The sequence below is a fragment of the Azospirillum brasilense genome (assembly GCF_007827815.1).
GTDB classification, from domain to species: Bacteria; Pseudomonadota; Alphaproteobacteria; order Azospirillales; family Azospirillaceae; genus Azospirillum; species Azospirillum brasilense_C.
Genome location: NZ_VITH01000002.1, coordinates 160,661 through 182,316, shown reverse-complemented (window position 1 = coordinate 182,316; position 21,656 = coordinate 160,661). Strand labels below are relative to the sequence as shown.

Annotated in this window: 22 protein-coding genes; 13 read left to right on the top strand and 9 right to left on the bottom strand. The window is 70.4% G+C overall.

What is annotated here, in order from left to right; all coding sequences use genetic code 11:
- Positions 1 to 41 precede the first annotated feature (41 nt).
- From FBZ83_RS04780 to FBZ83_RS04765, 4 genes are read left to right on the top strand one after another with little or no spacing between them, the layout of a single operon-like run.
- The gene (locus tag FBZ83_RS04780; protein ID WP_145681320.1) at positions 42 to 1,454 is read left to right on the top strand and encodes a hypothetical protein; all 1,413 of its coding nucleotides are present in this window, start codon (positions 42 to 44) and stop codon (positions 1,452 to 1,454) included.
- An 8-nt stretch (positions 1,455 to 1,462) separates the two neighbouring features.
- Positions 1,463 to 2,632 (top strand): hypothetical protein, encoded by a 1,170-nt coding sequence (locus FBZ83_RS04775; protein WP_211101623.1) that lies wholly within the window; start codon positions 1,463 to 1,465, stop codon positions 2,630 to 2,632.
- Positions 2,633 to 2,661: 29 nt separating this feature from the next.
- On the top strand, positions 2,662 to 3,681 hold the full coding sequence (locus FBZ83_RS04770) for a glycosyltransferase (protein ID WP_145681318.1): 1,020 nt from the start codon (positions 2,662 to 2,664) through the stop codon (positions 3,679 to 3,681).
- Positions 3,681 to 4,628: a glycosyltransferase family 2 protein gene (locus FBZ83_RS04765; RefSeq protein ID WP_247888145.1), complete on the top strand. Its 948-nt coding sequence runs from the start codon at positions 3,681 to 3,683 to the stop codon at positions 4,626 to 4,628. Before FBZ83_RS04770 ends, FBZ83_RS04765 begins: the two co-directional genes overlap by 1 nt.
- Positions 4,629 to 4,637: 9 nt before the next feature.
- Here FBZ83_RS04765 and FBZ83_RS04760 read toward each other — a convergent pair whose 3' ends face one another.
- Positions 4,638 to 6,140, bottom strand: coding sequence for a hypothetical protein (locus FBZ83_RS04760; RefSeq protein ID WP_211101622.1), 1,503 nt, complete (start codon positions 6,138 to 6,140; stop codon positions 4,638 to 4,640).
- A 230-nt stretch (positions 6,141 to 6,370) separates the two neighbouring features.
- Here FBZ83_RS04760 and rpmH point away from each other — a divergent pair, with 230 nt between their 5' ends.
- From rpmH to FBZ83_RS04730, 6 genes are all read left to right on the top strand, one after another.
- Positions 6,371 to 6,505, top strand: coding sequence for a 50S ribosomal protein L34 (gene rpmH, locus FBZ83_RS04755; protein WP_014239280.1), 135 nt, complete (start codon positions 6,371 to 6,373; stop codon positions 6,503 to 6,505).
- A gap of 5 nt (positions 6,506 to 6,510) precedes the next feature.
- Positions 6,511 to 6,993 (top strand): ribonuclease P protein component, encoded by a 483-nt coding sequence (gene rnpA, locus FBZ83_RS04750; RefSeq protein ID WP_145681316.1) that lies wholly within the window; start codon positions 6,511 to 6,513, stop codon positions 6,991 to 6,993.
- Complete coding sequence (yidD, locus tag FBZ83_RS04745; protein WP_079285227.1) at positions 6,990 to 7,310, top strand: membrane protein insertion efficiency factor YidD; 321 nt, start codon at positions 6,990 to 6,992, stop codon at positions 7,308 to 7,310. The genes rnpA and yidD overlap by 4 nt, the downstream gene beginning before the upstream one ends.
- Positions 7,311 to 7,337: 27 nt before the next feature.
- Positions 7,338 to 9,077, top strand: coding sequence for a membrane protein insertase YidC (gene yidC, locus FBZ83_RS04740; RefSeq protein ID WP_145681315.1), 1,740 nt, complete (start codon positions 7,338 to 7,340; stop codon positions 9,075 to 9,077).
- A 144-nt stretch (positions 9,078 to 9,221) separates the two neighbouring features.
- On the top strand, positions 9,222 to 9,884 hold the full coding sequence (gene yihA / locus FBZ83_RS04735; protein ID WP_035674103.1) for a ribosome biogenesis GTP-binding protein YihA/YsxC: 663 nt from the start codon (positions 9,222 to 9,224) through the stop codon (positions 9,882 to 9,884).
- 4 nt (positions 9,885 to 9,888) lie between these two features.
- Entirely contained in the window at positions 9,889 to 11,157 is a 1,269-nt protein-coding gene (locus tag FBZ83_RS04730) for a cation:proton antiporter (protein ID WP_145681314.1), read from the top strand.
- 6 nt (positions 11,158 to 11,163) lie between these two features.
- Here the strand turns inward: FBZ83_RS04730 and FBZ83_RS04725 are convergent, their stop codons facing one another.
- Positions 11,164 to 11,412, bottom strand: coding sequence for a hypothetical protein (locus tag FBZ83_RS04725; RefSeq protein WP_145681313.1), 249 nt, complete (start codon positions 11,410 to 11,412; stop codon positions 11,164 to 11,166).
- A gap of 167 nt (positions 11,413 to 11,579) precedes the next feature.
- On the opposite strand from FBZ83_RS04725, the gene argB reads away from it, so the two are divergent.
- Genes argB through FBZ83_RS04710 form a run of 3 tightly spaced genes read left to right on the top strand, consistent with a single transcriptional unit; the run spans position 11,580 to position 13,833 of the window.
- Positions 11,580 to 12,479, top strand: a complete 900-nt coding sequence (gene argB, locus FBZ83_RS04720) for an acetylglutamate kinase (RefSeq protein WP_145625606.1) — start codon at positions 11,580 to 11,582, stop codon at positions 12,477 to 12,479.
- Between the two features lie 24 nt (positions 12,480 to 12,503).
- Positions 12,504 to 12,833, top strand: a complete 330-nt coding sequence (locus FBZ83_RS04715; RefSeq protein WP_145681312.1) for a hypothetical protein — start codon at positions 12,504 to 12,506, stop codon at positions 12,831 to 12,833.
- Between the two features lie 16 nt (positions 12,834 to 12,849).
- Positions 12,850 to 13,833, top strand: a complete 984-nt coding sequence (locus tag FBZ83_RS04710) for a magnesium transporter CorA family protein (protein WP_145681311.1) — start codon at positions 12,850 to 12,852, stop codon at positions 13,831 to 13,833.
- Between the two features lie 7 nt (positions 13,834 to 13,840).
- On the opposite strand, the gene FBZ83_RS04705 is transcribed toward FBZ83_RS04710, so the two are convergent.
- From FBZ83_RS04705 to FBZ83_RS04675, 7 genes are all read right to left on the bottom strand, one after another.
- Positions 13,841 to 14,101 carry a hypothetical protein gene (locus FBZ83_RS04705; RefSeq protein WP_145681310.1) on the bottom strand — a complete coding sequence of 87 codons (261 nt, stop codon included), beginning with the start codon at positions 14,099 to 14,101 and terminating at the stop codon, positions 13,841 to 13,843.
- Positions 14,102 to 14,186: 85 nt separating this feature from the next.
- Entirely contained in the window at positions 14,187 to 14,729 is a 543-nt protein-coding gene (locus tag FBZ83_RS04700) for an MAPEG family protein (RefSeq protein ID WP_145681309.1), read from the bottom strand.
- 6 nt (positions 14,730 to 14,735) lie between these two features.
- Positions 14,736 to 15,692: an acetyl-CoA carboxylase carboxyltransferase subunit alpha gene (locus FBZ83_RS04695; RefSeq protein WP_145681308.1), complete on the bottom strand. Its 957-nt coding sequence runs from the start codon at positions 15,690 to 15,692 to the stop codon at positions 14,736 to 14,738.
- 87 nt (positions 15,693 to 15,779) lie between these two features.
- On the bottom strand, positions 15,780 to 16,694 hold the full coding sequence (locus FBZ83_RS04690) for a DMT family transporter (protein WP_145681307.1): 915 nt from the start codon (positions 16,692 to 16,694) through the stop codon (positions 15,780 to 15,782).
- A gap of 206 nt (positions 16,695 to 16,900) precedes the next feature.
- A complete protein-coding gene (gene aceB, locus FBZ83_RS04685; protein ID WP_145681306.1) occupies positions 16,901 to 18,505 on the bottom strand; it encodes a malate synthase A in 1,605 nt (534 codons plus the stop codon).
- A gap of 143 nt (positions 18,506 to 18,648) precedes the next feature.
- A complete protein-coding gene (gene xerD / locus FBZ83_RS04680; RefSeq protein ID WP_145681305.1) occupies positions 18,649 to 19,668 on the bottom strand; it encodes a site-specific tyrosine recombinase XerD in 1,020 nt (339 codons plus the stop codon).
- The gene (locus FBZ83_RS04675) at positions 19,665 to 21,593 is read right to left on the bottom strand and encodes a hypothetical protein (RefSeq protein ID WP_145681304.1); all 1,929 of its coding nucleotides are present in this window, start codon (positions 21,591 to 21,593) and stop codon (positions 19,665 to 19,667) included. The genes xerD and FBZ83_RS04675 overlap by 4 nt, the downstream gene beginning before the upstream one ends.
- Positions 21,594 to 21,656 lie beyond the last annotated feature (63 nt).

The following is a 21,656-nucleotide window of genomic DNA, read 5'->3' as shown; positions in this document are numbered from 1 at the left end:
CTGGCGGTGCCGCGCGTTCACGAGGTAAGGCGGAGTCCGGCATGATCGAAACGGCGTTGATCGCGCAGGTGCTGGTGGTGGTCCTGGTCGTCGTGGTGTTCCTCAGCACCGGCACCGCGTCGATGTTCCACCCGCTGACCTACTATCTGATCTTCCACACGCTGGTCTTCGTGATCCGCCCGCTGCTGGTCCACGGCTTCGGCATCGACAACGCGTGGCTGTTCATGGGCTACTGGCCGAGTGCCGCGGAGTTCGTGAAGTCGCTGACGGTCAGTTCGGTCGCGCTGGTCGCCTTCTCCGTCGCCTGCGGCTGGGCCGGGCGGGTCAAGCCGGACCTCAGCCGGGCGCCCACCTTCACCTTCGACCGGCTGGACATCACCGCCTTTGCCCTGACCGTGGCGGCGTTGGGGCCTCTGGCCATCTATTCGGCGATCCTGCGCCAGGACGGCGCCGACTTCACCGGCACCGGCGACGTGCAGATGGAGCGCGACCCGCTGACCGGTCAGCCGGTCTACGTCAACACCACCGGCTACATCGCCGAGGCCCATTCGATGGGCCTGCCGCTCACGCTGGGCATCATCTGGGTCAGCCGCTTCCACCCGCTGTCCTTCATCCCCTTCATCGCCTTCGTCAGCTACCGCGCCTATCTGGGCTGGGGGCGCTGGGCGATCATCATGGGCGTGCTGGGCATGGTGCTGCTGATCCTCTACCACACGCGCACCAAGTGGTTCCGCTGGTGGCAGCTCGCCTGCGGCCTGCCGGTGCTGCTGCTGTTCCACACGCTGGGCAACAACCGCGACTTCCTGCGCGGCGTGCTGGCCGGCACCGAGAATCCGGGCAAGCTGTTCAGCATCTTCCAGGGCGGCGAAGGTTCCTTCGTAGAAAGCGTGTCGAACCAGGACATCGCCAACTTCGATTTCCTGGCCTTCATCCTGTGGGCGGTGCCGCAGCAGTCGGGGACCTACACCTGGTTCACCCAGTATCTCCAGCTCTTCACCGAGCCGATCCCGCGCATGCTGTGGCCGGACAAGCCCATCGGCGCGCCGGTCAAATGGGTGTCGCTGCACGATTTCGGCAACTTCTCCAACCTGACCACCTCGCTGGCCGGCGACGGCTGGATGAGCGCGGGGTGGATCGGCGTGATCGTCACCATGGTGGTGGTCGGGCTGATCCTGGGCCGTCTGCACCGCTGGTTCTGGGAGTCGGGCTTCACCAACCGCTACGCGGTGCTGTTCTACTGCGCCTTCATCCCGCTGTCGCTGCAATGGTACCGCGACGGCAACATCACCATCGTCAAGTTCGGCTTCTTCTCGCTGCTGCCCATCCTGCTGTGGATCGGCGCGACCAAGGCGCTGCGCCTGTGGATCGGCGACTCCGCCGGGTCGCCGCTGGCGCAGAGCCGCATGTCCGTCTTCCGTATGCCGGGCTTCCGGTTCCCCGCGGACCGGGCGTGAGGCGACCGGTGGCGGCCGGTCTGGACAGGTTCCTTCTGCGCGGGCTGGCGCTGGCCGCCGCGCTGGTCCTGCCGCTGGCCTTCGCTCTGGACCCGCCGGACGGCGACCTGACGGAGCTGGGCGGCTTTGCCGAGAACCGCTTCGGCCCCCGAGCGCCCCAGGCGATCTTCGTGCCGCCGCTGGCCGAGGCGGCGCGGCCCGGCGCCGATTACGACGTGCTGGTGTTCGGCGACGGCTTTTCCCATCCCGACGCGGAGGAGCGCCACGGTCGCTACGGCCATTACTGGACCGACCATCTGCGCAACCTGACCGGCCTGACCGTCGGCGTGCGGCCCGCGGACGCCGCGACGCTGGCCGCGCAACTGGTTTCCCCCGAGTTCCGCGACCACCCGCCGCGCGTCGTGATCCTGCAGTTATCGGAGGGCGCGCTGGAGACGCCGGTCGGCGGGCTGGAGCTGTCCACCGTCACCGCTCCCCGCCCCCACGGCGTGGCGGCACCGCGCGCCCTTCCCGTCGAGCCGCTCAACCGCCAGCCGCGGTCTCTGGAGCGCAGCCGAGCCCAGGCCTGGATCCCGCCGCCGATCGGCCACGCGCTGGACCTGCTGGTCAAGGCGCTGCCGCGCGCGGTGCTGAACGTGACCGGCGGCCCGGTGCAGGAACGACCCCTGGCCTATGCCGGCCTGTTCAGCTCCGCCGCCGCGACCACGGCTCTCTTCCGCGCCCAGGATTTCCAGCCCTGGCGCGCCGACCACCGCCTGCTGGAGGAGCGCCGCGCGCGCCTGCACGCGATCCAGGACGCGGTGGAGGCCAACGGGGTGACGCGCTTCCTGCTGCTGGTCGCGCCGGACAAGGGGACGGTCTACGCCGATTTCCTGCTCGAACCGCCACCCCACCGCTCCGCGGTGGACGAGGTGCTGGGCGCCGACCCGACGCTTCAGGCAGTGCCGCTGGCCGCCGGCCTGACGGCGCTGGCAGCCGGCGGGGTGCGCGACCTCTACGCGCCCAACGGCAGCCGCTGGGGGCTGGAGGGGCAGCTCTACGCGGCGCGGACGGTCGCCCGCACGCTGGGGCGGCTGGGCGTGCTGACCGGCGCCACCGACCCCTCGCCGGACGTCGCCATCCTGCCCTGCCGGCCAAGCCAGGGCGACTGCGCACCCACCCGCACCCAAACCGACTGATGGACAGGACCAGGAGGAACCGCCCAGCCATGGCTCACGACACATTCCCGGCGGACAAGGTTTCGACAAACACTGTTTCGGGGGACATCGCCCACGGCGTCGTGGCGATCGTCGTCACCCACAACCGCCTGCCCCTTCTCGCCACCTGCGTCGCGGCGATCCTCGGCCAGCAGCCGCGGCCCGAGCGGCTGGTGGTGGTGGACAGCGGCTCCAGCGACGGCACGCCGGAGTGGCTGGCCGCCCAGGCGGAGGAATGGGACGACGCGCTGATCGTGGTGCGGCAGGCCAACTGCGGCTCCGCCGGCGCCTACCACACCGCTTTCGAGACGGCGCTCGGCCTCGGCGCCCGCTGGATCTGGAGCACCGACGACGACGGCATCCCGCAGCCCGGCGCGCTGGCCGAGCTGCTGGTCCAGGCCAAGCACCACGGCCTGTCCATGGTCGGCCCGCTGGTGCTGGCGGCGGAGGACCGTACCACCCTGGCCTTCCCCATGCAGGGCACCCGCGACCCGGACAGCCTGATGGCGCGGGCGGTGGACGGGCTGGCGCCGGGCACCATCGCCCTGTTCAACGGCACGCTGATCGGCCGCGCCGTCTTCGAACGGATCGGCAACGTGAAACGCGAGATGTTCATCTGGGGCGACGAGTACGAGTTCACCCTGCGCGCCCGCCGCGCCGGGCTGAAGGTCGGCACGGCGGTGAAGGCGCTGCACGTCCATCCCGGCATGTCGCGGACGGAGCACAAGGTGCTGGGCGGCCGGCTGGGCACGGTGGAGACGATGCGGGCCGACCGGGCGCCGCATTTCTTCCGCAACATGGGCTACATCCACGCCACCTACGAGAAGGCCGGAGTGATCCCGCGCATGATCGCCAAATACACCGCCCATTATCTGGTGAACCGGGATTTCCGGGGCCTGCGGGTCTTCCTGGACAGCTACCTGTCCGGTCTGCGCGACGAGTATCCGGAGGAGCTGAAGCGCCCACCGGTCCGGCTGCCCCTGCCCGAACGGTCGCGCGCCGCCCCGTCCTCCTCCAGCGAGGTCGCCTGATGCCCAGCGTCAGCGCCGTCATCGCCACGTTCAACCGCGCGCCGGAGCTGCGCACCGCGCTGTCCCGCCTGCTCGCCCAGACCCACCCCGTCGCGGAGATCCTGGTGGTGGACGACGGGTCCACGGACGGCACCGACGCCATGGTGCGGGGGGATTTCCCCACCGTCCGCTACGTCCGGCTGCCGCACAACGCTGGGCTGATCTACGCCCGCAACTTCGGCTTCGTGAACACGGCGGGCGACTACGTGCTGTCGGTGGACGACGATTCCTGGTTCGCCGAGCCGGACGGCCTCGCCCGCGCGGTGGCCTACATGGAGACGCACGCGGACGTGGCGGCGGTGGCCTGCAACATCGAGACGCGCGACGGGCTGGTCTATTTCCCGCCGCAGGCCGATCCCTTCGACGCGCCCTGGTACGTCGGCTGCGGCCACCTGCTGCGCCGCAGCGCGGTCGCCGCCACCGGCCTTTACATGCCGGAGCTGTACCGCCAGGGGGAGGAGAAGGACCGCTGCCTGCGGCTGATCGGCGCCGGCCACCGGGTGGTCGCCCTGCCCGGCATCATGGTCTATCACGACAAGAGCGAGAAGGGCCGCAAGCCGGGGCTGGAGCGTTTCTACAACCACCGCAACGACCTGATCCGCGAGGTGGCCCGCTGCCCCGCCGGCCTGCTGCCCTGGCGCTTCGCGCGGAGCTGGATCGGCAACAGCTGGAAGAACCTGCGCCACGGCCCGCGGCTGACCGACCTGAAGGTCCTGCTGGCCCTGCCGGAGATCCTGCGCATCGGCCTGAAGCACCGCGCGCCCGTGAGCGAGGACGCCTACCGCCGCTGGCTGCACCTGTCCAGGACGACCGCACCGTTGTCCGCAACGGTCCTTTCATCCCCTCCCCCGCCCAGCGGGGGAGGGTCAGGGAGGGGGCCGGCCGGCATCCACCGCACCTCCCCCTGAAGCCGCCACCTACGCCGACGTCCGCGCCAGATGGTGCCCGATCGCCGTGCGCAGCTTGTTCAGGCGGCGCGGCAGCTTGCGCAACTGGCGCAGCACGGCGGGCTGCGGCGGGTTGATCGGTTCGCTCAGCAGGTCCGGGGCCATGCGGCGGATCAGCTCAGCCTGATGCTGGCTTGAGCGGCGGACGTCCACCGGCATGGCGAGCGCGATCGCCAGGAAGTCGGCGCAGTTGCCGACCTGGAAGAGCTGCCGCCCGGTCAGGTCCACCCCCTGGTCGATGGCCGACAGCCAGCCGGCCACCCGCTGCTCCAGATAGAAGCGGTCGCGCAGGTCCATCGTACCGCCCGGCAGCACGTCCGGCGTTCGCGCCACCCAGGACAGCCACTCGCGCAGCGCCTCGCAATGGGACGGCGGGTTGTAGAGCTTACCGCGGAAGGCGTCGAAGATCCGGGCGGCGGTGTCCTCGCCGTCGGCGGCGAGCCCCGGCGGAATCTGCCCCCAGTAGAAGCAGCGCGCCACCTCGAAGACGCCGCCGTGCAGGACCACCGCGCCCTCCGGCACGCCGTCCCAGGCGCCGTTGGCGTAGAACTCGCCGTCCATCGCCGCGGTGTGCCCGCCGGTGTGGGCGGCGTAGTCGCGCGCCCGCTCTGCGTCCAGCGGCGGACAGGGGATCAGGTGATGCTCCACCCCGGCCAGCCGGGCCAGCTTCGGCGGCAGCTTGCGGTCGCCCGGCGTCAGGTCGCGGTGGTCGAAGGTGAAGGTGGCGAAGGGCACCTCGGCCTTCTGCGCGGCGGCCAGCAGCAGCCGTGTGTCGTAGCCGGCGGTGAGTTGGAGCAGCAGCGGTCGGTTGCCGCCCTCCGGCCCCGCCAGGGTCCGGTGCAGGTTGCGGATGGCGGTGACCAGGATCGATTCCATCCGCTCGTAGGCGAGCGAATCGGAAAAGCCCGGCGGAACCGCCGGGAAGGGCCGACGGAAGGTCAGGAAGCCCGGATCGTCCATCGGGCGGGCGGGGTCGAGCACCTGGGACGGCAGCAGCCGGCGCACCCCGGCCAGCCCGGAGCCGGGCAGCGGGTACCAGTCCAGCCCGGCCTCGTGCGCCAGCGGGCGGCGGAAGCTCGCCTCCTCGCCCAGCAGTTCGGCCATCACCCCCGCGCTGGAGGTGAGGGTCAGGGCGCCGTCCACCATTGCGTAGAAGCAGCCGAGCGTCCCGCCGGTGTCGAGATGGACCGCGCGGTTGTTGAGCAGCAACCAGCGCCCCGTCCAGGAGCGGCACAGCTCCGCGATGTCCCCGGCGCGCGACGCGGCCAGCGCCTCGACCGGGTCGGGGCGCGCCGGGTCGGTCTGCACGGGCAGCCCCAGCAGATGCCAGACCGTCTTGTCGGCGCCCAGCACGCGCCGGACCGGCAGGTCGGGACAATGGGACAGGACCAGCCCGCCGATGTCACGGCTCACCCAATCCGGACGGAGCGCGTGGGTGTTTTTGGACACGATGAATTGCCGCCGGTGCAGCATGCCGACTTCCCCCGGACCTTTCGCGAATGTCAGGGGGTAAACACGCCGCACGGCAAGGGAGGCAGGGCCCTACCCCTTTTCACCCTCCTTTGCGCCACCCTTCTTGCCTTTGCCCATCCGAACGGAGAATATTTCCCACGCTTGGGTGGCAGCGCGTGATTGACTCCGGGGGTCGGTACCTCTATACAGCGGGGCTCATTTTTTGCCCTGAGATCGAGGAGTATGGTGCCGTGAAACGCACGTTCCAGCCCAGCAAAATCGTGCGCAAGCGCCGGCATGGCTTCCGCGCCCGCATGGCGACCGTCGGTGGCCGCAAGGTGATTGCCCGCCGTCGCGCCAAGGGCCGCAGTGTCCTGAGCGCCTGATACGCATGGCGGCGCCGGACCCCAGGGTCGGGCGCCTGAAGCGGCGGCCGGAGTTTCTGGCCGTGGCCGGTACACGGCGCAAGCATGTGGCTCCCGGCCTTATCCTGCAGGTGCGCCGACACGACGAACGGCAGCGGCCCGCCCCTGGCGAGCCGCCGATTCGTCTTGGCCTGACGGCGAGCCGCAAAGTGGGGAACGCGGTCGTGCGCAATCGCGCACGCCGCCGCCTTCGCGAAGCGGCCCGCCAAATTCTGACCGCCCACGCAGCCCCCGGTCACGATTTCGTGCTGGTGGCCCGCGCCGCGACGGCCGAAAGGCCGTGGACGGAGCTTGTGGGCGATCTGATCGCGGCGCTGAAACGCCTCGGCCTGTGGCGCGACGTCTCTAAAGGCGACGCGTCCAGAAACGAGGTGAATGGCGGGCCAAACGCCGTCGCTTCCAACGGCGGGACCGGCAATGGTTCCGGCGGCGGGGAGGTCGGCGCGTGAGCCCGCTCGCCTATTTTCTGCGTGCGCTCGTGGTCGGTTATCAGTGGACCCTGTCGCCCTTCATCGGGTGGCACTGCCGATTTCAGCCGACCTGTTCAAACTACGCGCTGGATGCGCTATCTAAGCACGGAGCGATCCGGGGCAGTTGGCTGACCGTCCGGAGGCTTCTGCGCTGCCATCCCTGGGGCGGGTGGGGATATGATCCCGTGCCCGAGCCGGGGCGGTCCACCCGCTGTTCGCACGGGCCGGACGACGCGGCGCATCGATGCAGCAATTCGCATGCCGGCCTGAAAACCGGCGTTCGGCCCCCTTCTTAACAGAAGGCCCACGGCAACCGGGATGCCATGACCGATCAACGCAACCTCATCCTCGCGATCGCTCTGTCGATCGCCATCCTCCTGGGATTCCAGTATTTCTACGATGGACCCCGGGTGAAGCAGCAGCAGGCTGCGCAGCAGGCCGCCCAGACGGAGCAGTCGGTCGCCCCCGGCGCCGCGCCCGCTCCGGGCGCCGCTCCCGGTTCGGTTCCCGGCACGGCGGCTCCCGCCACGGTCCGCGACCGCGCCGGCCTGCTCGCCGAGCAGATGGCCGCCGGAACGCGCGTCAAGATCAACACGCCGTCGCTGCACGGATCGGTCAATCTGGTTGGGGGCCGCATCGACGACCTGACGCTGGCCGACTACCGCGTCACCCCCGATCCCAAGAGCCCGGAAATCGTCCTGCTGGCCCCCGCCGGCACGCCCGAGGCCTACTACGCCGAGTTCGGCTGGGTTCCGGAGGACAAGTCGCAGCCGGTCCCCGGCGCCGACACCCGCTGGACCGCCGCCGGCACCGCACTGACGCCGGACCAGCCGCTGCTCCTGACCTGGGACAACGGCAAGGGCCTGGTGTTCGAGCGCACCATCGCGGTCGATCAGAACTTCATGTTCACGATCACCCAGAAGGTGCGCAACACCGGCTCCGCCCCGGTCAGCCTGCTGCCCTACAGCCTCGTCAGCCGCGCCGGCACGCCGCACACCGACGGCTACTACATCCTGCATGAAGGCCCGCTCGGCGTCTTCGACGGCAAGCTGAACGAGCACAAGTACGACGATCTGCGCAAGGCCGGCACCATCTCCGCCCAGTCGACCGGCGGCTGGATCGGCATCACCGACAAGTACTGGCTGGTCTCGCTGGTCCCCGACCAGAAGGCTCCGATCACCGCCCGCTTCGTCCACTCCGCCCCCGGCGCCGCCGACCGCTATCAGGTCGACACGCTCGGCAAGGCCGTGGAGGTCGCCCCCGGCGCCACCGTCGAGCTGACCGACCGCCTGTTCGCCGGCGCCAAGCAGGTCCGCCTGCTGGACGACTATTCGGACAAGCTGGGCATCGCCAACTTCGACCTGGCGATCGACTTCGGCTGGTTCTACTTCCTGACCAAGCCGTTCTTCTACGGTCTGGATCTGCTGGGTCGCCTGTTCGGCAACTTCGGCATCGCCATCCTGGTCTTCACCGTGATCGTCAAGGCGGCCTTCTTCCCGCTGGCCAACAAGTCGTATCACGCGATGGCCAAGATGAAGAAGCTGCAGCCCAAGATGATGGAGCTGCGCGAACGCTTCGGCGACGACAAGGTCCGCCTGAACCAGGAGATGATGGCGCTCTACAAGCGCGAGAAGGTCTCGCCGGTGTCGGGCTGCCTGCCGATCCTGATCCAGATCCCGGTCTTCTTCGCGCTGTACAAGGTGCTGTTCGTTACCATCGAAATGCGGCACGCGCCGTTCTTCGGCTGGATCCACGACCTGTCCGCGCCCGATCCGACCACCATCTTCAATCTGTTCGGTCTGATCCCGTGGCAGCCGCCGCACATCCTGATGCTGGGCCTGTGGCCGATCATCATGGGCATCACCATGTACTTCCAGCAGAAGCTGAACCCGGCACCGCCCGATCCGGTGCAGCAGAAGGTGTTCCAGTTCCTGCCGATCATCTTCACCTTCATGCTCGCCAGCTTCCCGGCTGGTCTGGTGATCTACTGGGCCTGGAACAACACCCTGTCCATCGCGCAGCAGTGGATCATCATGCGGCAGGACGGTGTGAAGGTGACCTGAGGGACCGTTCCACCTGATACCCGGCCTCCCTGACTTCAGGGCATTGACCGCCGGCAAGCGCCTCCCTTGACGGGCGTTTGCCGGCGGTTATGTTTTGGGCCGGTCACGATCATCCGTACCCCGTGTCTTTCGAAAGCGCCGTCCATGACCTCTTCCAGCAGCTCCCCGATCTCCGGTTTCGACGAGGAGGCCCTGGAAGCGGGGCGGCTTCTGTTCGCCAAGGAATGCGATTTCATCTGGGGCGCCCAGACGGCGGAGCAGTTGCCGGAGGCCGACCTGCCGGAGGTCGCCTTCGCCGGGCGGTCCAACGTCGGCAAGTCCAGCCTCGTCAACGCGCTGACCGGGCGCAAGACGCTGGCCCGCACCTCCAACACGCCGGGCCGCACCCAGCAGCTCAACTTCTTCAACCTCGGCAACCGGCTGAAGCTGGTCGACATGCCCGGCTACGGCTACGCCAAGGAGTCGAAGGAGAAGATCGAGATCTGGAACGACATGGTCCGCCGCTTCCTGCGCGGTCGCGTCACGCTGCGCCGGGCGCTGGTTCTGGTCGATTCGCGCCACGGGCTGAAGCCCAACGACGAAGAGATCATGACGATGCTCGATCAGGCGGCGGTGCCCTATGTCGTCGTCCTGACCAAGTCGGACAAGGTGCGGTCGCAGGAGCTGGCCGAGGTGAGCAAGCGCACCGTGGCGGCCATCAAGAAACACCCCGCCGCCTTCCCGGAGATCCACGCCACCAGCGCCGAGAAGGGCCAGGGCATCGCGGAGCTGCGGGCCAGCCTCGCCCAGCTCGCCAGCCTGGGATGACCCCATGCCCGTCGAGCTGACGCCGGCCCTGCTGTTCCTCATCCAGGCCATCCTGCTGATCGCCGGCCCGTTCCTGCTGTGGCGGCTGTCCGGCCTGAAGCATGTGGCTCCGATGGTGGTGATCCAGATCCTGTTCGGGATCGCGCTCGGCCCGTCGGTTCTCGGGCAGGCTGCGCCGGAGCTCTGGCAACCGCTGTTCGCCAAGGAGTCGCTGGCGCCGCTTTCCGGGCTGGCCCTGCTCGCCGTGGTCTTCTTCGCCTTCCTGACCGGGCTGCATCTCGATCTGGAGGAGTTCAAGGGGCGCGGGCGCGCCTTCGTCGGGATCAGCCTGTCGAGCATGCTGGTGCCGACGCTGCTCGGCGGTGCGCTCGGCGGGTGGATCGTCGGCGCCTTCCCCGAGATGGCCGGACCGAAGGCCGAACCGCTGCTGTTCGCCGCGGGGTTCGGCATCTGCGTCGGGGTGACCGCCCTGCCGGTGCTGGGCGCCATCCTGCGCGAAATGGGGCTGATCGGGGAGCGGGTCGGGCGGCTGGCCTTGGGCTATGCGGCGGTCAACGACGCGCTGCTCTGGCTTCTCATCACCGCCGTGCTGGCGCTGGCGGCGGGGGGAAGCGGCGGCTTCGCCGGGGTGGCGCAGATCGCCGTCCTGGGCTTCGCCTATCTGGCCGCGACGGAGCTGTTCGCCCGCCCGCTGCTGACCCGCCTGATGAACCGCATCGCCCCGGACGGCGCCGTCGGCGACATGGTGGTGGTGGTCACCTGCGCCGCCCTGCTGGGCTCCGCCGCGGTGACGGAGCTGATCGGGCTGCACTACATCCTGGGCGCCTTCGTCGCCGGCACGGTCATGCCGCGGCGGCTGGCGGCGGCCATCCTGGACCGGCTGGAGCATTTCGCCACGCTGATCCTGCTGCCCTTCTTCTTCACCCTGACCGGCCTGAAGGTCACGCTCGACCTCGCCGCCTCGGCGCAATGGTGGGTGTTCGCGCTGGCGACGGTGGCGACCATCGCCGGCAAGGTCCTGGGCACCGCCCTGCCCGCCCGGCTGTCGGGCGAGAGCGCCGCCGATTCCTGGCGGCTCGGCACGCTGATGTCCTGCAAGGGACTGATGGAGGTCATCGTCCTGACCATCCTGCTGGAAGCCGGGGTGCTGTCGGAGGCCTGCTTCTCGGCCATGGTGCTGATGGCGGTGGTGGTCACCGCGCTGACCCAGCCGATGACCCTGCTGGCCGGACGGATCGCCGGCCGCCGGGCGGGCCACGCCGGCACGGCCTGACCCGTTTCAGACCGTGGGCTTGCGCACGTTCCCGGTCACCACCGGATCGGCGCCCGGCCCCTCGGAATCCAGCCTGCCCGACCCGGCCTTTCCAACCCCGCGGGCCTGCTCCTTCAGCGCCTTGTTGGCCTCCGTCACCTCCTGGGCGTCGGGCGACCCGTAGATCTCCTCGGCCCGCCGGGCGGTCTCCTCCATCTCGGCCTTGTGGGCCTCGGTGAAGGGGTTGCGCGGGGTCGGCATGATGCGGTCGTTCATGGCGGGGTCCTTGCTGGCTCGTCCTGCTTTGGCGAACCGCCGGCGTGGTCAAGGGTTCCCGGACGCGGCGCCCCCTGAAAAAGCCCCCTAGGCACCCCCCGCGCTTTCCGTTAAAGAGTCGGCGGAATCTCACCCGATTGGCCCACCCCGACGAACGGCTCCATCCCGTGCAGAACACGACCCGCGACGAGTGGCTCGCCAAGGCCCGCACCCTGTCCGAAGCCCTGCCCTACATGCGCCGCTACGCCGGGCGCACCTTCGTCATCAAGTACGGCGGCCACGCCATGGGTGACGACAGCCTGGCGGAGAAGTTCGCCCGCGACATCGTCCTGCTGAAGCAGGTCGGCATCAACCCCGTGGTCGTGCACGGCGGCGGCCCGCAGATCGGCCAGATGCTGCAGCGGCTGGCCATCAAGTCCAGCTTCATCGACGGCCTGCGCGTCACCGACAAGGAGACGGTCGAGGTGGTCGAGATGGTGCTGGCCGGCTCCATCAACAAGCAGATCGTCGCCGCCATCAACAACGCGGGCGGCCGCGCCGTCGGCCTGTCGGGTAAGGACGGCAGCCTGATCACCGCGCGCAAGCTGCGCCGCACCCAGCGCGACCCGGACAGCAACATCGAGAAGGTGCTGGACCTCGGCTTCGTCGGCGAGCCCTATCAGGTGAACCCGCAGATCCTCACGTCGCTGGCCCAGTCGGACATCATCCCGGTCATCGCCCCGATCGGCTTCGACCGCAACGGCGACACCTACAACATCAACGCCGACACCGCGGCGGGCGCCGTCGCCTCGGCGCTGGGCGCCACCCGCTTCTTCCTGCTGACCGACGTCGCCGGCGTTCTGGACAAGAACAAGGAGCTGGTGCCGCGCATGTCGCTGGACCAGGCGCGCGCCGCCATCGCCGACGGCACCGCCACCGGCGGCATGATCCCGAAGATCGAGACCTGCATCGACGCCGTCGAGCAGGGGGTGGACGCCGCCGTCATCCTGGACGGCCGGGTGCCGCACGCCTTGCTGCTGGAGATCTTCACCGAGGGCGGGGCCGGCACGATGATCGGCCGCGAGTGACCGGGTAAGCGAAGGGGACCCGCCATGTCCGACGTGCGCAAGGACCTGCTCCGCCAGATGAAGGCCATCCGCGAACGGATGGACCCGAAGCTGCTGGAACGCGCCAAGCTGTCGGTCTTCGGCAAGGTCCCCTACGACCGCGACTCGGCAAAGGAAGCCGTCGGGCATTTCCTCGACTCCAAGGACGACGGCGGGGCCTTCCGGCGCAAGCTGGAGGCCGCCCTGCGCCAGGACGGCGCGCCCGCCGACCTGCCGAATCGGCTTCCGGATGGGGACTCCGCGAGCGACTCCTCCGGCCCCGCCGAGGAGCCGTCCCAGCCGCGCAAGCCCCGCCGTTTCGGCCGCCTCCTCTAAAAGCCAGGGGGCCGCCATGCTCCACGTCTTCGCCTGCGACGGTGACCGGCTGCGCTGGGCCCGCGAGGCCGAGGGCGTCCGCACCCCGCTGCCCACCGAGGCCGTCTGGCTCGACCTGCAGAACCCGACGCCGGAGGAGCTGACCCGCGCCGAGGCGCTGATGGGCATCAAGCTGCCGACTCGGGAGCAGATGGCGGAGATCGAGGAATCGAGCCGCCTGCGCATCATCCCCGGCGCCATCCACATGACCGCGCTCGTCCTGGTCTGGGCCGACACCGACCAGCCGCGCATCGTGCCGGTCAGCTTCGTCCTGGCCGGTGGGCGGCTCGCCACCATCCACGCCGTCGATCCGCAGCCCTTCCTGGCCTTCCGCCGCCGCGTCACCCGCAACGGCGGCGGGGAGCTGACGGCCGAGGCGGTCCTGGCCGCCCTGCTGGACGGGGTGGTGGAGCGCACCGCCGCCGTCCTGCGCCGCGTCGGGCTTGAGCTGGACACCATGGGCAGCCGCGCCTTCCGCGGCCGCGCCCTGCCGGTCAAGGGGGAGCGGCGGGACGACGCCCGCACGCTCAAACGCATCGGCCACACCGGGCACCTGATCGGCAAGGCCCATGTCAGCCTGTCGACGCTCAACCGCCTGCTGACCTTCCTGGCCCGCGGCGAGGGCTGGACCCCGGCCAAGCGGACCCGGCGCTGGGCGCGCGCCGCCCTGCAGGACGTGACGGGGCTCGGCGAGTACGCCCAGTTCCTGTCGGGCAAGGTCAGCCTGTTGCTGGACACCACGCTGGGCCGCATCAACGTGGAGCAGAACGAGATCATCAAGATCGTTTCGATCCTGACGGTCGCCCTGTTCCCACCGACCCTGGTCGCCAGCATCTACGGCATGAACTTCGTGCACATGCCCGAGAAGAACTGGACCCTCGGCTATCCGCTTGCGGTGATGCTGATGATCCTGTCGGCGACGCTGCCGATGCTCTATTTCAAACGGCGGCGCTGGCTGTAGCGACCGCTCAGCCGGCGTGCGGTGATGCGGACTCCCGCCCCCGAGCGCTGCCGACCTTCTCCCGCGTTTCGGAGAATTCGTTCCGCACTTCCAGCCATTCCTTGATCATCTTGCCGGCGGCGAACAGGAACAGGCCGTGCGCGGTGGTGATCTCCCTGCCGACGAAGTCCTCCAGCATGGTGTCGAACAGCTCGAAGAGCGCGCTCAGCAGCAGGACGGCCGACTGGGCGATCTGCAACAGGGTGGGGAAACGGGACAGGAGTTTCATGGCACCTCCATCGGCCCAAGGGCGCATGGTCAAGCGATGCCATAAGGTGACGCACCGGGGAGACGGGCCGTGAAAAGGCGCGGTGTCAGGCGATGGCGAGCAGCAGCGCCCAGCCCAGAACGACGAGGTTGACGGTCAGCGTGACCGCCATGCCCGGCGCCCGCACATAGGGATGGATCAGGTAACCCGCCCAGAACAGCAGGCGGCCCAGCACGAAGAGCGCGGTCGCCAGCCGGGCGAAGCCCAGGTCGGGCAGCGGCATCTGCGCCACCAGCGCCGCCAGGGCGGGCACGAAGATCAGCGTCTGCTCCACCGTGTTGGTCAGCACGCGCTGGCTGACCCGGTAGAAGCGCGACTCGGCGTCGTCGATGGGGTTCAGGGCGACGGAGCGGGCGCGGGCGACCAGCACCCCGCCCACCGTCAGGAACAGCACCAGCGCCGGCCAGAGGACGAGCCGCCCCCAGAAGGCCATGCGCGCGCCCGGATCGGCGATGCCGGGCGGCGGCGCGAACAGCGGCGGCAGCAGCCACAGGGCCAGCAGCGCCACCGCCACCGCGGCAAGGTTGACGGTGGCCGCCAGACGCAGAAGACGGGTCTTGGAGGGACGGGTCTCCGGTGCGGCGGCCATGGCGTCTTACCCCAGGCCCTTCTGGCCCATGTCGAGGAACTTCTGGCGGCGCTGGGCGCGGATCGCCGCGCCATCCAGCCCGTCGAGTTCACCCAGCGACTCCTCGATGGCGTCGCCCAGCGCCTTGACGATTTCCGCCGGGTCGCGATGGGCGCCGCCGATCGGCTCGCTCACCACCCGGTCGATGACGCCGAGCTCCTTGAGGTCGTGGCTGATCAGGCGCAGCGCGACGGCGGCCTCGCCGGCCATGTCGGGGTTGCGCCACAGGATCGACGCGCAGCCCTCCGGCGAGATGACGGAGTAGATGGCGTGCTCCAGCATCAGCACCCGGTCGGCGGTCGCGATGGCGATGGCGCCGCCGGACCCGCCCTCGCCGATCACCGCGGCCACCATGGGCACGGTCAGGCGCAGGCAGCGCTCGATGCTCTTGGCGATGGCCTCGGCCTGGCCGCGCTCCTCCGCCTGGACGCCGGGGAAGGCGCCGGCGGTGTCGACCAGCGAGACGACCGGCAGCGTGAAGCGGTCGGCGAGGTCCATCAGGCGCTGGGCCTTGCGGTAGCCCTCGGGCTTGGCCATGCCGAAGTTGTGGCGCACGCGCGTCTCGGTGTCGTGGCCCTTCTCCTGCCCGATCACCACGACCGAGCGCCCACGGAAGCGGCCCAGCCCGCCGATGACCGCGCGGTCCTCGGCGAAGCCGCGGTCGCCGGCCAGCGGCGTGAAGTCGTCGATCAGCCCCTTCACATAGTCCAGACAGTGCGGACGGTTGGGGTGGCGGGCCACCTGAACCTTCTGCGCCGGGGTGAGCTTCGCGTAGGTCTGCCGGAGGAGCTTGTCGACCTTGGTCTGCAGCTTCGTCACTTCGTCGGCGATGTTGATGTCGCCGGCGTTGGTCAGGTGGCGCAGTTCCTCGATCTTGCCTTCAAGCTCGGCGATCGGCTTTTCGAATTCCAGGAAGGTTTGCATGCCGGAAGGATCACGGACCGAATAGGATAGGACGCGGACGTCGCGGACCGGCCTTGGTACCACGGTGCGCGGCGGCGATGCCACAGCTTATCGCGCGAATCGCCGGCCAAAACTGACCAGAAGCACCCCCAGGACGATCACCGCCGCTCCGCCCCACACCCAAGGGGAATAGCGCTCGCCAAACAGCAGCGTCCCGGTGCCCAAACCGACGGAGGTCGCCACGTAGCCGATCTGGCTGAGATAGACCGGCCCGGCGACGACTTGGAGCCGGAAATACAGCACGTAGGTCAGCGCCGTCACCGCGATCTGGAGCAGGGCCAGTCCGGGCGCGAGACCCAGCGCCGGAAGCTCTGCCACCGCCCCGGTGCCGAGCAACGCGAGCAGGACCCATCCTGCCCCGCCCAGCATGGTCCCCGCGGCGAGCGCCACCGGCTGCCCACCCGGCGGCCAGGCCATGGTGCGGTAGACGTTGCCCGCCGCGACCGACAGCGGCATGACGAAGGCCAGCGCCATCCAGCCGGCCAGATCGGGCGAGGGCAGGCTGCCGCGTGGTCCGACGATCATCAGCGCGCCGACGAATCCGAGCAGGATGCCCGCCACCCGCCCGCGGTCGGGCGTCTCGATCCGCACCGCCACGGCCATCAGCAGCGTCAGGATTGGCGGCAGCGTGTAGACCACCGCCGACAGCCCGGCCCCCAGCCAGGGCATGACGAAGAACAGCACCACGTTGGGCAGCGCCATGGACAGCAGCCCCGACACTGCGAAATAGCGCAGGTACCGCCCGGTCAGCGGCATCGCTTGCCGTTTGAAACGCGCCAGCCCGGCCAGGATCACTCCGGCGCCCAGCATCATGGAAAAGGCCCAGGGCAGCGGCGGCACGCCGGCCGCCTGCGCGATCTTGGTGACCGGAAAGATCACCCCGATCAAACCGCCGACCAAGAGGAGCAGCGCAAGCGATTCGGCCCCGCGCGAGATCGGCGGGACGGTGGACAGGGTGGACACGGGAACGGAACCTCTGGCTCAGGACGCGGACGGGCCAGCGAACATGGCGAAGCCCCCGCCTTTTGCCAAGCCGGTCGGGCAGGCTGGTAACGCGCCTGAGTGTTGCCCCCACCCCGGCCCTCCCCCGCTGCGCAGGGGAGGGAGATGATCGCGAAGCGGCGGCAGTCCCCTCCCCTGCGCAGCGGGGGAGGGTTAGGGTGGGGGCCTCACGCCCCCTGCGCGACGATGCGGTCGTAGGCCGGCAGGGTCAGGAACTCCACGAAATCGTCGCGCTCCACGAGGTCGCGGAGCATCACCGCGGCGTCCTCGTACAGGCCATGGTCGAAGGCGCGGTCGCCGACACGGGCCTTCCAGGCGGTCAGTTCCTCGGCGATGGTCTCGTCCACCAGCTCCATGGTCACCGGGCGACCGTCGTCCAGCGCGGCGCCGTGGTGGACCCACTGCCAGAGCTGGGTGCGGCTGATCTCCGCGGTGGCGGCGTCCTCCATCAGGTTGAACAGCGGCACGCAGCCGACGCCGCGCAGCCACGACTCCAGATAGCCGATGGCGACGGCCACGTTGTTGCGCAGGCCGCGCTCCGTCTTCGGCCCCTCCGGCACGGCCAGCAGGTCGGCGGCGGTCACCGCGACGTCGGCGCGCTTGCGGTCGATCTGGTTGGGCTTGCGCATGTAGGCGTCGAAGACCTCCCGCGCGACGGGGACGAGGCCGGGATGGGCCACCCAGGTGCCGTCATGGCCGTTGGACACCTCCCGCTCCTTGTCGGCGCGGACCTTGGAGAAGGCCACCTCATTGGCCGCGGGATCATCCTTCACCGGGATGTAGGCGGCCATGCCGCCGATGGCCGGGGCGCCGCGGCGGTGGCAGGTCTTGACCGCCAGCAGGCTGTAGGATTGCAGGAAGGGCGTCGCCATCGTCACCTCCGCCCGGTCGGGCAGGACGGCGGCGGGGTCGTTGCGGAAGGTCTTGATGAAGCTGAAGATGTAGTCCCAGCGCCCGCAGTTCAGCCCGGCGGAATGGTCGCGCAGCTCGTAGAGGATCTCGTCCATCTCGAAGGCGGCGAGGATGGTCTCCACCAGGACGGTCGCCTTGATCGAGCCGTGCGGGATCTTGAGATAATCCTCGGCGACCGAGAACACCTCGTTCCACAGCCGCGCCTCGAAATGGCTCTCCAGCTTCGGCAGGTAGAAGTAGGGGCCGGAGCCGTGGGCCAGCAGTTCCTTCGCGTTGTGGAAGGCGTAGAGCGCGAAGTCGAACAGCGCGCCGGACACCGGCTCGCCGTCGAATCGGACGTGCTTCTCCGCCAGATGCCAGCCGCGCGGACGGACCGTCAGGACGGCGGTCTTGTCGTTCAGCCGGTACTTCTTGCCCGACGCCGGATCGTCGAAGGCGATGGTGCGGCGCACGGCGTCGCGCAGGTTGACCTGCCCGTCGATCAGGTTGGTCCAGGACGGGCAGCTCGAATCCTCGAAATCCGCCATGAAGACCTTCGCGCCGGAATTCAGCGCGTTGATGATCATCTTGCGGTCCACCGGCCCGGTGATCTCCACCCGGCGGTCGAGCAGGTCGTGCGGCAGCGGCGCGATGGCCCAGTCGGCCTCGCGGATGGCACGGGTCTCTGGCAGGAAGTCCGGCTTGTGGCCCTGCTCGATCAGAGCCCGCCGCTTGGTCCGCACGTCGAGCAGACGCAACCGTTCCGACCCGAACCGTCCCTCCAGCTCCGCCAGGAAGGCCAGCGCCTCCGGTGTCAGGATCGTCTCGCCCCCCGGCGTGATCGGACCCAGGATCTCAAGCCCGGAGATGGTTGTGGCCATGCGGTTCCCCCTGTTCGTCGCCGGGGCGGCCCGGCGCGCCCGCGCCGGCCAACCCCATTGGGACAAGGGCTATACCACAGCGGGAGAAGCCGCCATAGCCGGATTGGTATATTTTGAAAGGACCACCCCTTTTGCGCGCAACGCTATTGCGTGCGAACGGTCTTTCGCCGGGCGAGCGGGTGATGCTCGTGCACGACCTGTTTCAGCCGCTCCGACACCACGTGAGTGTAGATCTGGGTTGTGGCGATGTCGGCGTGGCCCAGCATCTTCTGGACCGAGCGCAGGTCCGCCCCGCGGTCGAGCAGATGCGTGGCGAAGGCGTGGCGAAGGACGTGGGGGCTGACCTTCTCCGGGTCGATGTTCGACTCGATGGCCAGCTCCTTCAGAAGCTGGGCGAACCGCTGGCGCGTCAGGTGCCCGTTGGTGGAGCTGCGCGACGGGAAGAGGAAGGCGATCGGCCCGTTCTCCCGCCCGGCCAGGATGAAGTGGCTCCGCCAGGGCAGATAGGCGCCCAGCGCGGCGGAAGCCGGTTCGGACAGCGGCACCATGCGCTCCTTCCCGCCCTTGCCGCGCACAATCAGGCCGCGCCCGTCGCGCAGGATGGCCGCCATCGGCAGGCCGACCAGCTCCGACACGCGCAGGCCGGTGGCGTAGAGCACCTCCAGCAGCGCGACCAGCCGCAGCCCTTCCGGCCCGCCGCGGGTCTGGGCGGAGTCGATCATGCGGGTGACCTCCTCCACCGTCAGGATCTTGGGCAGCGGGCGGCCCTGCTTCGGGCTGTCGAGCGCCGAAGCCGGATCGTCCACCCGCCGGCCTTCCGAGACCAGGAAGCGGTAGAACTGGCGCATCGCCGACAGGCGGCGGGCCAGCGTGCGCGGCGCCGGCTTCTGCCCGCCCTCCACATACTGGAAGGCGAGGTAGGCGCGCAGATCCTCCGTCACCGCCTTCTCCAGCGGCTGGCCGCGCTGGGCCAGCCAGAGGGCGAGGTCGGCGAGGTCGCGCTCGTAGGCCATGCGGGTGTTGAGCGCGGCGCCGCGCTCCGCCGTCAGCATGTCCAGGAAGGCGTCGACATGGGGCGAGGCCGCGATCGGGCGCGGCTTGCAGGGGCGCCCGCGCCGCTTCGGCTGGGCTTTCGGCAGGGGTGTTTTGGGCATGGGACTCATCCGGCCAGGGCCGCGGCGGCTTCACGGGCGATGGCGCGGGCGTCGCCGTCCAGACCCACGGCGCGCAGGGCACCCACCACCCGCGCCACCACCGCGGGCGGCGTGCCCGCCGGCCCGGCGTTGCCGAGCAAAAGCAGGGCGGCCAGCGCCGTCTCGCCGACGCGCCGGTCGGCGGAGGCCTCGGCCAAGCGTTGCCACAGGGCGGGGTCGGCGGTGGGAGGACGGGCGGCATCCGCGGGCGTGGGCGCCGACTCCTCGGGGTCGGCGGTCCGGCGCCACGCCTCCTCCGGCACCGCGAGGCCCATCGCCTGGAGCAGGGCCAACTGCCCGGCGACGCGGGCGCGGGCCTCCGGATCGGCGCCGCGCAGCGATTCGTCCAGCCACCCGGCGAGGCCCAGCGCCCCGCCGCCCGGCGGCGGACCGAGCGCGATGACGGCGAGCGGCCACAGCCGCGCCACCTCCGCCGTGGGGCGGCTGCGCAGGGCGAGATCGTGCCAGCGCTTGCCCTTGTCGGCCCGGCCCAGCGCGAAGCAGAGCCGCGCCGCGGCGGGCGCCAGGGCGGCGGCGTCGGGAGTCGGCGACAGGGTGTCGAGCATGTCGGCCACCACCGCCCCCACCGGCCCGGCCAGCATCGGCGGGTCGAGAAGCTCCAGCGCCAGCCCGGCCAGCTCCACCCGCCGCACGCCGCCCATGGCGGCGAGCATGGCCTGCTGCACCAGCGCGCGGGTGCGAGCCGTGCGGTCGCGCGCCGCGGCGTCCTTCAGCCGCAGCAGCTCGTCGCCCTTGGCCGGGGCGGCGCGGTACGCCTCCTCCAGCCGCCGGGAATCGAGGAACAGAGCGGTGGCGGCGCGCTCCGCCGCGGTCACGCGGGTCGCCGGGTCGGTGCCGCTGTTGGAGGCCACGGCGGCCAGCCGCGCCGGGTCGGTCAGGGACAGCACGTCAGGGGGCAGCGCGGCCTGGAGCGCCCGCAGGGCGGCCAGGGTCAGCGGGCTGGGGTCCTTCAGGCTGCGCGGCCGGACCGCCGGACCGCCGGCCATCGCTTCGGCCACCCGCAGGAAATCGGCATCGCCGCCCGGCTGCTCACGCAGCATTTCGAAGGCGAGGTCGTCGCCCGCCGGGGCGGCCCCGGTCTCGGTGGGCATTCCCCCGCCGATCCGTCCGGCGCGCAGGCGGCAGAACAGCTCCACCCGCTGCCAATAGGGGCCGGAGAAGGGCTTGGCGCGCTCCGTCGCGGCAGCGCAGTCCAGCGGGCCGGCGAGCAGCTCGGCGTCGGTCAGGGCGCGGGCGGCGGCCTCGTCGGCCGTCATCGCCTCGGGCAGCAGCGCGGCGAGGTCGGCGGCGCCGCGCGGGTCGCCCATGGCCGCCAGCTTCTCCACCCGCAGCGCGCCGAAGCGGCGCGCCGGTTCGGGCTCGCCGGGAGCGGCGGCGGGCGAGCCGCGGCTGAGCAGCAGGCGGCGCTGCAGCTCCTTCACGGCGGGCGACGGGGTGAGGGTGGGCAGTTCCGTCAGCAGGGCCAGCACCTCGGCGCGCGGGATGCCGCGCCAGGGGTCGTTGCCCAGCCCGGCGGCCCCCGCCAGGGGACCGGCGCCGTCGGGGTCGAGCGGTCCCAGCGTCTCCACCGCGATGGCCGAGGGCGGCACCACGATGGGCACCACGTCGAAGGACGGCGCACGGTCGGGCGCCGGAGCCAGGAGCGGCGTCAGCGACAGCGGCGCGGCGGACCGCCCCGGCGACGCCAGCGGATCGTCCAGCACCCGCCCGGCCCCTGGCTGGCCGCCGGGATCGGCCTCGGGCGCGGTCAGCCTGTCCGGCGGCGGAAACAGGCGGATCGGCGGCCCGGAGGGCACGGCCTGGGCCAGCGCGGGCGTTGCCGCGCCCGCCAGAGTGCCGCTCAAAACCAAGCCGAGAGAGACGACGGCAAACATGGAAACGGCGCCGGCACCGGCCCGTCCGCCCCGTGGCGGAGCGGCGAACCGGCGGCGGCGCCC

Coding starts and splice junctions, on each gene's coding strand:
- yihA (WP_035674103.1), top strand. CDS start 9,222: ATGACCTCTTCCAGCAGCTCCCCGATCTCCGGTTTCGACGAGGAGGCC.
- FBZ83_RS04780 (WP_145681320.1), top strand. CDS start 42: ATGATCGAAACGGCGTTGATCGCGCAGGTGCTGGTGGTGGTCCTGGTC.
- aceB (WP_145681306.1), bottom strand. CDS start 18,505: ATGGCCACAACCATCTCCGGGCTTGAGATCCTGGGTCCGATCACGCCG.
- FBZ83_RS04715 (WP_145681312.1), top strand. CDS start 12,504: ATGTCCGACGTGCGCAAGGACCTGCTCCGCCAGATGAAGGCCATCCGC.
- FBZ83_RS04765 (WP_247888145.1), top strand. CDS start 3,681: ATGCCCAGCGTCAGCGCCGTCATCGCCACGTTCAACCGCGCGCCGGAG.
- FBZ83_RS04770 (WP_145681318.1), top strand. CDS start 2,662: ATGGCTCACGACACATTCCCGGCGGACAAGGTTTCGACAAACACTGTT.
- rnpA (WP_145681316.1), top strand. CDS start 6,511: ATGGCGGCGCCGGACCCCAGGGTCGGGCGCCTGAAGCGGCGGCCGGAG.
- FBZ83_RS04700 (WP_145681309.1), bottom strand. CDS start 14,729: ATGGCCGCCGCACCGGAGACCCGTCCCTCCAAGACCCGTCTTCTGCGT.
- FBZ83_RS04760 (WP_211101622.1), bottom strand. CDS start 6,140: ATGCTGCACCGGCGGCAATTCATCGTGTCCAAAAACACCCACGCGCTC.
- yidC (WP_145681315.1), top strand. CDS start 7,338: ATGACCGATCAACGCAACCTCATCCTCGCGATCGCTCTGTCGATCGCC.
- xerD (WP_145681305.1), bottom strand. CDS start 19,668: ATGAGTCCCATGCCCAAAACACCCCTGCCGAAAGCCCAGCCGAAGCGG.
- FBZ83_RS04725 (WP_145681313.1), bottom strand. CDS start 11,412: ATGAACGACCGCATCATGCCGACCCCGCGCAACCCCTTCACCGAGGCC.
- FBZ83_RS04730 (WP_145681314.1), top strand. CDS start 9,889: ATGCCCGTCGAGCTGACGCCGGCCCTGCTGTTCCTCATCCAGGCCATC.
- FBZ83_RS04705 (WP_145681310.1), bottom strand. CDS start 14,101: ATGAAACTCCTGTCCCGTTTCCCCACCCTGTTGCAGATCGCCCAGTCG.
- FBZ83_RS04695 (WP_145681308.1), bottom strand. CDS start 15,692: ATGCAAACCTTCCTGGAATTCGAAAAGCCGATCGCCGAGCTTGAAGGC.
- FBZ83_RS04675 (WP_145681304.1), bottom strand. CDS start 21,593: ATGTTTGCCGTCGTCTCTCTCGGCTTGGTTTTGAGCGGCACTCTGGCG.
- FBZ83_RS04710 (WP_145681311.1), top strand. CDS start 12,850: ATGCTCCACGTCTTCGCCTGCGACGGTGACCGGCTGCGCTGGGCCCGC.